Source organism: Ruegeria sp. BB6 (assembly GCF_056539385.1).
Genome location: NZ_JBQFUW010000005.1, coordinates 225,343 through 239,027 on the forward strand (window position 1 = coordinate 225,343; position 13,685 = coordinate 239,027).

Annotated in this window: 11 protein-coding genes; 7 read left to right on the forward strand and 4 right to left on the reverse strand. The window is 58.9% G+C overall.

Annotated features, from left to right (window positions below):
• Positions 1-124 precede the first annotated feature (124 nt).
• Positions 125-919 (forward strand): 23S rRNA (adenine(2030)-N(6))-methyltransferase RlmJ, encoded by a 795-nt coding sequence (locus tag ACR0B7_RS13785; RefSeq protein WP_170484984.1) that lies wholly within the window; start codon positions 125-127, stop codon positions 917-919.
• A 112-nt stretch (positions 920-1,031) separates the two neighbouring features.
• A complete protein-coding gene (locus ACR0B7_RS13790) occupies positions 1,032-2,765 on the forward strand; it encodes an adenylate/guanylate cyclase domain-containing protein (RefSeq protein WP_170484981.1) in 1,734 nt (577 codons plus the stop codon).
• A 42-nt stretch (positions 2,766-2,807) separates the two neighbouring features.
• On the opposite strand, the gene ACR0B7_RS13795 is transcribed toward ACR0B7_RS13790, so the two are convergent.
• Complete coding sequence (locus tag ACR0B7_RS13795) at positions 2,808-4,376, reverse strand: 2-isopropylmalate synthase (protein WP_170563489.1); 1,569 nt, start codon at positions 4,374-4,376, stop codon at positions 2,808-2,810.
• Between the two features lie 285 nt (positions 4,377-4,661).
• On the opposite strand from ACR0B7_RS13795, the gene ACR0B7_RS13800 reads away from it, so the two are divergent.
• Positions 4,662-5,327, forward strand: coding sequence for an SDR family NAD(P)-dependent oxidoreductase (locus ACR0B7_RS13800; protein WP_170576819.1), 666 nt, complete (start codon positions 4,662-4,664; stop codon positions 5,325-5,327).
• A 6-nt stretch (positions 5,328-5,333) separates the two neighbouring features.
• On the opposite strand, the gene ACR0B7_RS13805 is transcribed toward ACR0B7_RS13800, so the two are convergent.
• Positions 5,334-6,791 carry a 2-isopropylmalate synthase gene (locus ACR0B7_RS13805; protein WP_170484975.1) on the reverse strand — a complete coding sequence of 486 codons (1,458 nt, stop codon included), beginning with the start codon at positions 6,789-6,791 and terminating at the stop codon, positions 5,334-5,336.
• A 145-nt stretch (positions 6,792-6,936) separates the two neighbouring features.
• Here ACR0B7_RS13805 and ACR0B7_RS13810 point away from each other — a divergent pair, with 145 nt between their 5' ends.
• From ACR0B7_RS13810 to ACR0B7_RS13820, 3 genes are all read left to right on the forward strand, one after another.
• Positions 6,937-8,595, forward strand: a complete 1,659-nt coding sequence (locus ACR0B7_RS13810; RefSeq protein ID WP_170576820.1) for an NAD+ synthase — start codon at positions 6,937-6,939, stop codon at positions 8,593-8,595.
• Between the two features lie 329 nt (positions 8,596-8,924).
• Positions 8,925-9,152 carry a hypothetical protein gene (locus tag ACR0B7_RS13815; RefSeq protein ID WP_170484970.1) on the forward strand — a complete coding sequence of 76 codons (228 nt, stop codon included), beginning with the start codon at positions 8,925-8,927 and terminating at the stop codon, positions 9,150-9,152.
• Positions 9,153-9,306: 154 nt separating this feature from the next.
• Positions 9,307-10,635: an NAD(P)/FAD-dependent oxidoreductase gene (locus ACR0B7_RS13820; protein WP_170484968.1), complete on the forward strand. Its 1,329-nt coding sequence runs from the start codon at positions 9,307-9,309 to the stop codon at positions 10,633-10,635.
• 2 nt (positions 10,636-10,637) lie between these two features.
• On the opposite strand, the gene ACR0B7_RS13825 is transcribed toward ACR0B7_RS13820, so the two are convergent.
• On the reverse strand, positions 10,638-11,570 hold the full coding sequence (locus tag ACR0B7_RS13825) for an MBL fold metallo-hydrolase (RefSeq protein ID WP_170576821.1): 933 nt from the start codon (positions 11,568-11,570) through the stop codon (positions 10,638-10,640).
• A gap of 139 nt (positions 11,571-11,709) precedes the next feature.
• On the opposite strand from ACR0B7_RS13825, the gene gltX reads away from it, so the two are divergent.
• Positions 11,710-13,035, forward strand: a complete 1,326-nt coding sequence (gene gltX, locus ACR0B7_RS13830) for a glutamate--tRNA ligase (protein ID WP_170484964.1) — start codon at positions 11,710-11,712, stop codon at positions 13,033-13,035.
• A gap of 78 nt (positions 13,036-13,113) precedes the next feature.
• On the opposite strand, the gene ACR0B7_RS13835 is transcribed toward gltX, so the two are convergent.
• On the reverse strand, positions 13,114-13,683 hold the full coding sequence (locus tag ACR0B7_RS13835; RefSeq protein WP_170484962.1) for a gamma-glutamylcyclotransferase family protein: 570 nt from the start codon (positions 13,681-13,683) through the stop codon (positions 13,114-13,116).
• Positions 13,684-13,685: the final 2 nt, after the last annotated feature.

The following is a 13,685-nucleotide window of genomic DNA, read 5'->3' on the forward strand; positions in this document are numbered from 1 at the left end:
ACTGCCCGCGACTCGACGGTTCCGGGACGGATGTCTTATAGGGTGCCATCTCGTCCGGTAAAAGGGCTGATTCCGCGTCAATCAGCACCTTTCCGCCTTATTGAGAGGGACTTTAGAAGGCATCATGCTCTCATATCAACACATTTACCACGCCGGAAATCTGGCTGATGTGCAAAAGCACGCTTTGTTGGCATGGATGCTGGAATATCTGACCCGCAAGGACAAGCCTCTGTCCTATCTCGAGACGCATTCGGGCCGTGGATTGTATCAGTTGGACGCGGCCGAGGCCGTGCGGACGGGCGAGGCCGCAGCCGGGATCGAACGGGCGCAGCGCGAAGGGTGGTTCAACGGGGATCATCCCCTGTCAAAGGCGCTGAGCAGTGTCCGGGCGCGCCACGGCGAGAACAGCTATGCCGGTTCGCCCCTGATCGCCGCCAGCCTGCTGCGCGAACAGGACAGTCTGCACTTTGCCGAGCTGCACCCACAGGAATACGCGGCGTTGTCGATGACGATGTCTGCCTATGGGTCAAAGGTTTACAGGCAGGATGGGTACGAGCTGGCGCAGTCGTTGCTGCCACCCACACCGCGCCGAGGGATGCTGTTGATTGATCCAAGCTATGAGGTGAAGTCAGAATATGATCGCTTGCCCGGGATCATTTCCAAACTGCATCGCAAGTGGAACGTAGGTGTAATCGCGCTGTGGTATCCGATCCTGTCGGACGGGCGGCACAAAGCGATGGTTGAGGCGCTTGCAAAACAGAACCTGCCGAAAGCCCAATGCCATGAAGTCCGGTTTCCGGCCGTGCGTGAAGGGCACCGTATGATCGGCTCTGGAATGTTTGTGGTAAACGCCCCGTTTGGGTTCGATGAGGAAACCCGCCGACTGGATTCACTCTTTGCCGGGCTTGAAGACGCCTGAATACATGCGTCGGTCGCATTGATGGCCGCCCTATACACGCACTGGGTGTTTTTTGAGAATTCCTTATGAAAATAGGGTTTTCGGTTCTAGAATTCCGGCGAGGAGGGGTGCCATGGATCGCCGACTTGCTACGGTTCTGGCTGCCGACATGGTCGGGTACAGCCGTTTGATGGAGACCGATGAACAAGGCACGCTGGCGCGGTTGCGCACGCACCGTATTGAACTGATAGACCCGGCCATCGACAAGAACCGGGGTACGATCATCAAGACCACAGGCGACGGGATGCTGGTTGAGTTTTCCAGTGCCAGCGATGCGGTCACCTGTGCGGTCGAGGTTCAGAACCGGATGCTGCGGCGGAATGCAGATGTTCCAAGGGACCAGCGCATACAGTTTCGGATAGGCATCAATCTGGACGAAATCATTTTCGAGGACGGGGATATCTTTGGCAGTGGCGTGAATATCGCCGCCCGCTTGGAACAATCGGCCCGTGCCGGGGACGTGGTGATTTCGGGCGCAGTTCATGACCAAGTGTCCAGCCGTCTGGAACTGCACTATCAGGACTTGGGCAATCTCGAACTCAAGAACCTGTCGCAACCCGTCCACGCGTACCGTGTCGAATTGGACGCGCCCGCCGATGAGGTCGATCAGGCGGAGGAGACAGACACCAAGGTCGTGAAGCCTTCGATCGCGGTGCTACCCTTTGCCAACATGAGCGGCGACACCGAGCAGGAGTTCTTTGCCGACGGTCTGACCGAAGACCTGCTGACCGAGCTTAGCCGCAGGCATGAGCTGTTCGTGATTTCCCGCAATTCCAGTTTTGTCTACAAAGGCCAAGCCGTGAACGTGCGAGAGGTCGGCGAAAAACTGGGTGCGCAATACATTGTCGAGGGCAGTGTGCGAAAGGCCGGGAATCGGGTGCGGGTCACTGTTCAGCTTATCGATAGCGACAGTGACGGGCATGTTTGGGCCGAGAAATACGACCGGGATCTGGACGACATATTCGCGATTCAGGACGAAGTGATTTCGGCTGTGGTGGCCACTTTGCCGGGGCGGATCGAAGCCTCGCAGCAAGAGGGTCTGACGCGCAAGAAGCCGTCCAATTTCGCAGCGTATGAATGCGTTCTGGCCGCCAAGGTGCTGCACCATCGCAGCACCCGAGAAGCGAATGTCGAGGCGACAAAGCTGATCGACCGGGCAATCAAGCTGGACCCGGACTATGCCCATGCTCACGCCTGGAGCGGTTGTATCCGCGGACAGGCTTGGGGATATGGCTGGTGTGACGACCGCGAAGCGATGCTGGCCGAGTGCGAAGAGGCCATCCTCAAGGCGGCGTCTCTGGATGACAACGATGCCGACGTGCATCGTCTGATGGCGGCGGTCGAGATTTTGCGAAACAACCTTGGACGCGCGCGATACCATCAGGAAAGAGCATTGTCCCTGAATCCGAACTACGACCTGGTTGTTGTCCAGATGGGCGAATTGTTGACCTGGTCAGGCCGCCCCGAGGAGGGGGCTGAATGGATACAGAAAGCCATGCGCTTGAACCCGCATCATCCCGCCCGGTTCTGGAGCCATCTGGGCAAAGCGCGGTTCTGCGCCAGAAAATACGAACAGGCGCTTGACGATTTCGCTCGATTGCCAACGTTGGACATGGTGCAGAACGCTTATGTTGCAGCGTGTCATGCCTGGCTTGGAAATGATGCTAAGGCGGCTGAGCATGCGGATGCGATCAAAGCGGCGCAGTCAAACGTCAAAATCGAGGATATTGTCGCGACGCTGCACTATTCAAACGAAGACGACCTGTATCATTTCGTTCAGGGGCTGGAAAAGGCTGGATTGTCCTGACCTGCCAAACGAAGAACGGCCCGCAAGTGCGGGCCGCTTTGCTCATGTCAGGTCTTTGTAGCTGATCTCGCGCGCATCAGCGCCGGGACCAGCCTTTTCGCGCCGCATGATCAAACGATTCAGCGCGTGGATATAAGCCTTGGCAGACGCGACGACTGTATCGGTGTTGGCTGACTGACCCGTTGCGATCATGCCGTCTTCTTCCAGCCGCACGGACACGGTGGCCTGAGCATCGGTGCCTTCGGTCACGGCATGCACCTGATAAAGCTGCAAATGCGCCTTGTTGGGATAGATCGACCGGATCGCCTTGAAGGTCGCGTCCACTGGGCCGTCGCCGTGTTCCGTCGCGATGATGTCCTTGCCGTCCATTTCCAGCTCGACCGTCGATTCCGCCTGACCACCGGTGCCGCAAGTGACTTTCATGGACACCAACTGCAGGTAATCGTTCGCATCATCCAGCGTCATCAAGGCAATGAGGTCGTCGTCGAACACCTCTTTCTTGCGGTCGGCCAAGTCCTTGAAGCGCACGAAAATGTCGCGCAACTGGTTGTCGCCGACCTCATAGCCCAGCGTTTCCAGCTTGTCGCGCAGGGCGGCACGGCCCGAGTGTTTGCCCAGCGGCAGAGAGGTGCCGGACAAGCCGATATCCTCGGGGCGCATGATCTCGAAGTTTTCGCGGTTCTTCAGCATCCCGTCCTGATGGATCCCGCTTTCATGGGCAAAGGCGTTTTTGCCGACGATGGCCTTGTTGAACTGCACCGGGAAGCCCGCCACAGTCGCCACACGACGCGAGATATGCATGATCTTGGTGGTGTCGATACCCGTCGTCCAAGGCATGATGTCATTGCGGGTCCGCAGGGCCATCACGACCTCTTCCAACGCGGTATTACCCGCGCGTTCACCCAGACCGTTGATGGTGCATTCGATCTGACGCGCCCCACCTGCGACAGCAGCCAGAGAGTTCGCCGTCGCCATGCCAAGGTCGTTGTGGCAATGGGTGGCAAAGACCACCTCATCCGCGCCCGGAACCGTTTCAATCAGGCGTTTGATCAGGTCCGCGCTTTCGACCGGGGCGGTATAGCCCACGGTGTCGGGGATATTGATCGTGGTGGCCCCGGCCTTGATCGCAATCTCGATCACGCGGCAGAGGTAATCCCATTCCGTCCGCGTCGCGTCCATTGGCGACCACTGCACGTTTTCGCACAGGTTGCGCGCATGGCTGACCGTTTCGTGGATCTTGTCGGCCATCTCGTCCATCGTCAGGTTCGGAATGGCGCGGTGCAGGGGAGAAGTGCCGATAAAGGTGTGAATTCGATTCTTCTCGGCGTGTTTCACCGCCTCCCAGCAGCGGTCGATGTCTGCGAAATTGGCGCGGGCCAAACCGCAGATGCGGCTGTTTTTCGACCGCTCGGCGATTTCGCTGACGGCTTTGAAGTCGCCCTCGGAGGCGATGGGGAAACCGGCCTCGATGATGTCGACGCCCATCTCGTCCAGCAGCTCGGCAATCTCGAGCTTTTCGTTGTGGGTCATGGTCGCGCCCGGGCTTTGTTCGCCGTCGCGCAAGGTGGTGTCAAAGATCAAGACGCGGTCTTGGTCGGTCACATTGGTCATGGGAATCTCTTTCTTCTTCTGTCCTAAAGCCTATGGCGCGCGGGCGTCCTCCTCTGAGCGGGCGCGCCGGATGGCACGCTCAGAGGCGGATTAGGATCAGTAGGCCACGCAGCGACGCACCGCGGGTGGCGGTGTCGGCAACAAGGATATCTGCGCGGTTGATCATGGGATTGAGGTTATACAACCCATGCCGGGAATGAAAAGAACGAATTTGCGTATCGCTGCTGGAAGGCTTTCTTTTTCGACCCGGTTGATCCACGCGGCCTGTCAGCTAGATCGCCTATGATGAAGTCAGCTCTTGTCATCGGTGCATCAGGTGGAATTGGCAGCGCTTTGTCGCAACAACTGCGCCAACATTCTGCCGCTGTGACGACCTTGTCCCGATCCGTGGATGGGTTTGACCTGATGGACCCCGACAGCGTGAGTCGTGGGCTGGGTACGCTGAATGGCCCGTTCGACATGATCTTGATCGCCTCTGGTGCGCTGGAGATCAACGGAGCAGAGCCGGAAAAGACAATCAAGTCAGTCTCGGCCCCCGCCATGATGGATCAATTTGCACTGAACGCGGTCGGGCCGGCGTTGGTTCTTGGCCACGCACACAAGTTGCTGCCGCGCGACAGGCGGTGCGTCTTCGCGGTCCTCTCTGCCCGAGTGGGGTCAATCGGCGACAACCGTCTGGGCGGGTGGATCAGCTATCGCGCATCCAAGGCGGCTCTGAACCAAATCCTGCGCACCTCGGCAATAGAATTGGCGCGTACCCATCCGCACGCGATATGCGTGGCGCTGCATCCGGGAACTGTCAAAACGCGCTTTACCCAGAAATATCTGGGGCGCCACCAAGCGGTGGAACCGAATGACGCAGCCAGGAACCTGCTTTCGGTGATCGAGGCCCTCTCACCGGCAGATACAGGGGGATTTTTCGACTGGGCGGGACAGCCGGTTCCGTGGTGACGCGGGTCAACCGTCAGAGGGTGTTTCAGTCACGTTTTCCTTGGGCAGGGCTGTCTCAGGTTCAGCGGCGCTTTCGCTGGGCAGTACCCCGTTTTCCCATACCCCGGTTTCTTCCTGACCATTGGCATATCGCATTGTGCCGTCACCGTGGCGCTTGTTGTCCAGAAATCCGCCTTGGTAAACATCACCGGTCGCATAGGTGGCCACACCCGTGCCGCTGATTTTGCCCTCGGCCCAACCGCCGGTGTAGCTAAAGCCCCGCGGTGTCGTAATGGTTCCCTGACCGTGGCGTTTGCCGTCTGCAAAATCACCTTCGTACACGGTTCCGTCCGGGAAGCTGGCCTTGCCTTTGCCTTGCCGCGCGCCCTCGGCCCAATCGCCTTCATACCGATAGCCATTGGCAAATGTCAGGACACCCGTTCCGTGGCTGAGGCCGTTTTTGAATTGCCCGGAATACACGGCGCCATTGGGATATGTTGCCTTTCCGCTGCCCTCGAACACACCGGCGATCCAGTCACCTTCGTAGATTATGCCGTCGGAGTAAGTGTGCATGCCCTTGCCATGCGGTAGGTCTGCGCTGAAATCTCCGACGTAAGTCGAGCCGTCCGGGTAGGTCAGCTCGCCAAAGCCTTCGATCTGACCATCTGCCCAGTCGCCGTTGTATTCAAACCCGTCTGTTCCAAGAAACCGGCCTTTTCCGTGGCGACGGTCGTCGACATAGTTGCCTTCGTAGGTGGCGCCGTTGGCATATGTGGCCTTGCCGACCCCCTGACGCCTGCCATCGACAAGATCGCCTTCGTACAGATCCCCGTTTGCCTGTAGCAGCCGACCTTTACCAGTCATGCGGTCCTCTGACCACGCGCCAGTGTACGTCATGCCGTCCGGTACGGTCAGAGTTCCCTGTCCCTGCCGCTGGCCGTTCTGGATGTCGCCTTCGTAGACGCTTCCCTGTGCCGATGTGATCTTTCCCTTGCCATGTTTGGCGCCGTCCACCCAATCGCCGTCATAGACATAACCGCTCGGGTCCGTCAGGACGCCTTTTCCGTGATACCGCGCGTCCTTGAATCCTCCTTCATAACGCACGCCATTGGCGTAGATCGCCACGCCGTTACCGTTGATCGAGCCATTGGCCCAATCCCCGTCATAGCTGCCGCCATCGGGATACACGATTTTGCCCTGACCTTCGGGTTGGCCGTTGGCGAACATGCCCTCGTAGACCGAACCGTTGACGTACCGAGCGATTCCCTTGCCCTGAATTTCCCCTTCGGCCCATTCGCCGGAATATTCAAAGCCGTTCGGAAGGCGATAGGTTCCTGTTCCGTGCCGCAAGCCGTTGAGGAATGTCCCTTCGTACACGCCGCCGACCTCGTCATCCGCGACAATCACTTGCCCATCTTGCGCGGCGACGGCCGTTGTCATCAAAGCAACCGCAGTGACGGCGAGAGAGGTGCGAAGTGAATTCATGGTCGTTCCAGCCTGCCCGGTTATCGTCCTTTTGCGCAAAACTAAGATACCGTTGGTGGCAGGGCAACGGCTTTTGCCGCATTTGCCTTTTCCTCGCGGTTCGATCTGATAAATGCAATAGGACTGACGAGGGCAAGAGGGCAGCATGGCCGACCGTTTCCGCATCACTTTGGCGCAACTGAATCCCGTTGTAGGGGACATAGACGGCAATGCAGCCAAGGCGTTCGCCGCGTGGGAGCAAGCGCGCGCAGCCGGGGCGGATATGGTTGCCCTGCCGGAAATGTTCATCACGGGCTATAACACGCAGGATCTGGTGATGAAGCCTGCGTTTCATCAGGCTGCTATGGCTGCTGTTGAGGAATTGGCTGTCAAATGTGCTGAAGGTCCTGCGATCGCAATTGGTGGGCCGTGGGTCGAAGGTGACGGCCTGTACAACGCCTATCTCATCCTCAAGAACGGTAGGATCGGCAGCAAGGCGCTAAAGCATCACTTGCCCAATGAGACCGTCTTTGACGAAGTCAGGCTATACGACTCGGGACCTTTGGGCGGTCCATATTCGGTGGGAAATACCCGGATCGGAAGCCCTATCTGCGAAGACGGCTGGCACCCGGATGTGGCCGAAACGCTTGAGGAAACCGGGGCCGAGTTTCTCTTGATCCCAAACGGGTCCCCCTATTTTCGCAACAAATACGATGTGCGCCTGAATCACATGGTCGCAAGAGTGGTCGAGACCGGTCTGCCTCTGATCTACCTCAACATGGTGGGTGGACAGGACGATCAGGTCTTTGATGGGGGCACATTTGGTCTGAACCCGGGCGGTGAGCTGGCGTTCCGCATGCCCGTGTTCGATGAAGCAGTCACCCATGTCGATCTTGAGCGTGGGGATGATGGCTGGCGGATTGTGCCTGCCGATGTCGTGCCCCAGCCGGATGAGTGGGAGCAGGACTATCGCGCAATGGTCCAGTCGTTGCGCGACTACATGGGAAAAACCGGATTCAAGAAGGCGGTGCTGGGTTTGTCTGGCGGCGTAGATTCTGCGCTGGTCGCCGCCATCGCGGTAGACGCGATTGGGGCCGAGAATGTCAGGTGCGTGATGCTGCCTTCGGAATACACCAGTCAGGGTTCGCTGGACGACGCCGAGGCCGTCGCCAAGGCGTTGGGTGTGCACTATGATTTTGTCCCGATCTCGGACAGCCGGTCAGCCGTGACCGAAACGCTGGCTCCTTTGTTTGCCGGTCGGGATGCCGATCTGACCGAGGAGAATATTCAGTCTCGGTTACGCGGATTGCTCTTGATGGCCATCTCGAACAAGTTTGGCGAGATGCTGTTGACCACCGGAAACAAGTCCGAGGTCGCAGTGGGATACGCGACGATCTACGGTGACATGAACGGCGGCTATAACCCGATCAAGGACTTGTACAAAACGCGCGTTTTCGAGACGTGCCGCTGGCGTAACGCCAATCACCGTGACTGGATGTCGGGTCCATCGGGTGAGGTGATCCGGCCTTCCGTGATTGACAAGCCCCCCAGCGCGGAACTGCGTGAAGATCAGAAAGATAGCGACAGCTTGCCGGACTATCCCGTCTTGGACGCGATTCTGGACATTCTGGTGGATCAGGAGGGTTCGGTTGCAGACTGCGTCGCGGCGGGGTTTGGCCGCGATGTCGCGCGCAGGGTCGAGCATCTGATTTACATTAGTGAATACAAACGCTTCCAATCTGCTCCGGGAACCCGGCTTACCAGCCGCGCGTTCTGGCTGGATCGCAGATACCCGATTGTGAATCGCTGGCGCGATCAGTCCTGAAGGGCTTTTGTCGCGCCCTTGCGGTTTCTGTCGCATGTGCAATCTGGTGATTTCTGGCTAAGTGTTTCCAATTTCGCCACTTGGGTCGGTGCGCAGCGGCTGAAGCATGCCATCAGCTTGAGGGCATGACATTTTTTCGCCATAGTTTTGTTGAAAAATTGCCCTATCTGGGGCGGGTTTGACTCATTGAGAACAGTCACGAGCCTATGGACGGTCTCCAAAGAGCCTTTCTCGACTCGCCGCACCCGGGGTGTTGGATTTGATGATTTGGTACGATTATGCGTGAGCAATACGACAAACCTCTCCACTCGCCGTTGCCTTGGAAGTCAATGCAATCCAAAGGTCGGGTTTTGGATGAGGGCGAGCTTGATAACGCCATTGCGAATGTCCTGAACGAAGATGCCGGTCTCAGGGAGGTCGGGTCGAAAATTGCGCCGCAGAAGCAGGCCGCCGAGCCGGAGGTCAAAGACACCCCGGCCGAAGAACCGCCGGCAACTGATATCGGGTTCACAACCTCGCTGCGTCAGAAATGGGCGGAACTAGTCGGCACGGCCTGACGCGTCCGAACGCAGATCGAAATTACCGCAACACCGGACCCTTGCGCCGGTGCCACATGTCTCCAAAATAGTTCAAAACACGACTTCGGTCGTATTGCCTCGGTTTCCGTGTCGGGCATTCTCTGCTGCCAGAGCAATGACAAAAGAGCGGTAAATGCCCGGCCCAAAACCAACCCCAGTCGAGCCTGATCTGTGCCTGCCCAAGAGTGTGGACGTCGTCATCATCGGAGGAGGAATTATCGGTTCCGCGACCGCGCTGGAGTTGTCCGAGCGCGGCCTGTCCGTTTTGCTGTGCGAAAAAGGTCAAATCGCGGGCGAGCAAAGCTCTCGGAACTGGGGCTGGGTGCGATTGGGTATGCGGGACCCGCGCGAAATCCCGCTGATGGTCGAGGCGCAGCGTATCTGGGCTGATCTCGATCGAAAGATCGGCCGCAAGACAGGTTTCACCCAATCCGGGATTCTGTTTGGAGCATCCGGCACCAGAGACCGCGACAATCTGGAACGATGGATGCGCCACGTAGACGGGTTGCAGACGGGCGCCAGAATGGTGTCGGGGGCGGATTTGCAGGCGTTGTTGCCCGGATGCGCGACAGGGCTGCAATATGCTTTGCACATGCCAGAGGACGGCCGTGCCGAGCCGCAATGGGCAGCCCCTGCCATTGCCGAAGCTGCCCGTGACCGTGGCGCGGTTTTGATGACAAATTGCGCCGTGCGTAGTGTCGATGTGCAGTCCGGTCTGGTTGCTGGAGTTTTCACCGAGCGGGGTCGTGTGTCTTGTAAGCAGGTCGTGCTGGCGGGTGGTGCCTGGTCGCGACTGTTTGCTGGGAATGCGGGGATCGACCTTCCGCAGTTAAAGGTGCTGAACACGGTGCTGCGCACCTCGCCGGTCGAAGGACCAGAGACGGCTTTGTGGTCTGATGACTTTGCCATGCGGAAACGGGCTGATGGGGGCTATACGATTGCGTCAGGGCACGAAAATACGGTCGATATCGTACCGGACAGTTTTCGTCTGGCCCGGCGTTTCCTTCCCGTCTACAGACAAGAATGGCGTTCGTTGCGGTTTCGGGTTTCCAAGCGTTGGGCGGCTGAGGCGCAACAGGACCGACGGTGGCTTCCGACCGACGTTACTCCGTTCGAGCGCTGCCGCACGCTGGATCCCGAGCCCTCGACCAGAGTGCTGAGGCAGGCTTGGGCGCGTGCCTGCAAAGGTGTTCCGGCATTGCAACAGGCCGAGATTGTTCAAAGCTGGGGAGGGATGATTGATGTCACACCTGATGCAGTCCCGGTGATTTCCGAGGTCGACGACATGCAGGGGATGTTCATTGCTACCGGATTTTCAGGGCACGGGTTCGGGATCGGTCCGGGTGCGGGGCGGTTGATGGCAGACCTTGTCACCGGCGTTGAGCCGTGCGTGAATCCGGCCGCCTTTCGCCTTTCCCGATTTACGGATGGCTCAAAAGTGCGGCCGGACCCCGGATTTTAAGCCTAGCCCATCATCTGATAGCTGACGGGGACAAAGCGGAAGCCCTCTCTGCGGGTTTCTACAAACCCCGCCGCCGGGAAGGGCATGTGATACCCGATCATCGGCACCTTGTCGGCGGCCAGCATGCCCAGCACATTGCGCCGGGATGCGGTCGCGGCCGCTTTGTCCATGTCAAAGCGGACCTCCCATTCTGGATGCGCGAAGGACCAGACATAGTGATTTGCCAGATCAGCCGTCAGAACCAGCCGTTGCCCATTGCTTTCCAGGTGGTAGACCGTGTGGCCGGGAGTGTGCCCGTAGGCAGCGACGGCGGTAATGCCTGACGCGACTTCTCCGCCGTCTTCGACAAAGTTCATTTTCTCGGCCAGAGGAGTCACCTTGGCGGCAACCAGATCGCCAACACGGTTTCCCGCATCCTGAGCTGCCCAGAAATCATACTCGGGCGAGGCGGTAACATAACGCGCGTTTGCAAAGGTCGGCGCGTCATCAGTCGTCATGCCGCCGATATGGTCGGGGTGCATATGGGTGATGACAACGACGTCGATCTGGTCAGGGGTGACGCCCGCATCCGCCAGCGCGGACTGAATGCCGCCCTGACCCAAGCCGGTGTCGAACAGAACCAGTTCAGAACCCGTGTTGACCAGCGTAGGAGTAAAGAAAAATTGCGCCACCTCAGGCGAGATGAAGTTATCGGCCGAGACCTTGGCGAAATCCTCATCCGAGGCACCGCCGCCGAAGATATCTTTGGCGCCATCGCGGGGCAGGCTGCCATCAAGCAGGGTCGTTACGGTAAAATCACCTAAGTGAAAGGACTTGGCGATGGTCGAGTTGGCCTTTGTTTCAGCCCCTGCCGCCAAAAGCGGTGTCGCTGCCGATGCAAACGGCAAAGCCGCCGCTGCGCCCAAAGCGGCCCGGCGGGTCAGTTTAACGGTCATTTTTGATCTCCCTGTGTGTGCCAGCAGGTGAAAGATAGGTCGCAGATATCAACTTGCCACTTGACGATACCGTGAACAGGCCCGGTGGCTGGACAAAACGCCCATCCTGTGACAAGAGCCGCGCCAACAGGAGACACCTATGACAACCACCCGTTTCGCCCCGTCGCCCACCGGTTACATCCATGTGGGCAACCTGCGCACCGCCCTGATGAACTATCTGATTGCCCGCAAAGCTGGCGGTACGTTCATCTTGCGTATCGACGACACCGACCCCGAGCGGTCGAAGGAAGAATATGTCGACGCGATCAAGCAGGACATGGAATGGCTGGGCCTTCACTGGGACCGGGTCGAGCGTCAGTCCGACCGTCTGGACCGCTATGCCGAGGCTGCCGACAAGCTGCGCGAGATGGGTCGTTTCTATGAAGCGTTCGAGACACCGACCGAGCTGGACCTGAAGCGCAAGAAGCAACTGAACATGGGCAAGCCGCCGGTCTACGACCGCGCCGCGCTGAACCTCAGCGATGCTGAGAAAGAGGCCCTGCGTGCCGAACGTGGTAATGGCGTCTGGCGGTTCAAGTTGGATCACGAGCGGATCGAGTGGAATGACGGCATTCTCGGCGACATCTCGATTGATGCGGCATCGGTATCTGATCCGGTGCTGATCCGGGGCGACGGGCAGGTTCTTTATACGATTGCGTCGGTCGTGGATGACACCGAGATGGGTGTCACCGATGTGGTGCGCGGGTCGGACCACGTAACTAACACCGCAACGCAGATTCAGATCATTGAGGCGCTGGGCGGCACCTGCCCGCGTTTTGCGCACCATTCACTGCTGACCGGCCCTCAGGGTGAGGCGCTGTCGAAACGACTGGGGACACTGGCCCTGCGCGATCTGCGTGAACAGGGTGTGCAGCCGATGGCTCTGCTAAGCTTGATGGCACGTCTGGGCTCGTCCGATCCGGTCGAACTGCGTTCGGATATGGCCGAGTTGATCGAAGGCTTTGACGTCAACCGATTTGGGGCCGCGCCGACCAAATTCGATGTGCAGGATCTGTTCCCGCTGACCGCAAAGCACTTGCAATCGTTGCCTTTGGCGGACGTAGCCGATGCCGTCGCGGACGCTGGTGTTCCTGCTGATCTGGCCGAGCCTTTCTGGGCCATGGCGCGCGAGAACATCACTACGTTGGCCGATCTAAAAGGCTGGTGGGAGCTGTGCCGCGATGGGGCCGAGCCTTTGATCGCTGACGAAGACCGTGAGTTTATCGCCGAGGCTGTTGCACTGCTGCCCGAAGGACCGTTCGATGGGGAGACCTGGGGCAAATGGACGAGCGCCGTAAAAGAGGCGACGGGTCGGAAGGGCAAAGGCTTGTTCATGCCCTTGCGCAAGGCGTTGACGGGTATGGAACGGGGACCTGAGATGGCGACCTTGTTGCCATTGCTGCAAGTGATCCGCGCGCGGGGGTGACGAACGCGCCTTGCGGCGCGTGCCTCCGGCGGAAGTATTTTTGAACAGAAGAAGGGCCGGGGTTTGACCTCGGCCTTTTTATTGGGTGTTGATGATGGTTGCAGAGAGATACTGCAGGCGGTCATCGACAAATCGCGTCTCGTCGGGTTTGAGCTGTTGATGGCGCGGGTACCGTGGTTCGGCCCGATCGTTCAGGATCGGCGCGCCCCACCCGTCGGTTGTTGTGAAGAAACGCTCGGCTCCTTCCTCGCCAAAGGCGCGCAGATACCCTTGGACGACCACGTCAATATAGCTGAGCAGTAGCGGGTGTTGGTCCGTCGGCTCGCTGTGCCGTTGATGAGGAACGGCGTATACGGCGATCTCAACATCGTGCGCCAGAGGATGCGTGATGGAATGCGTCGCAGGCACGCGGTCATATGCCCATTCCCGTTCATCCAGCGCGGCCCAATCGTTCTTGGGAACATGGGCGATCATCCCTTCGATCTCTGAGCCAGGGTCCGGCACGGCTGTCAGAAAGGCGACGGGTCGCAGGTCAGTATGCTTCCAGGCTCGTCGCCAACCTTTTAGCCGGGCGGGGCGTGGATCGGGAAAGTCGTGGGTGGCGAGGTTCACGAGGCTGCCGTAGCCAAAGAAATAAGGGTCTGCCATGT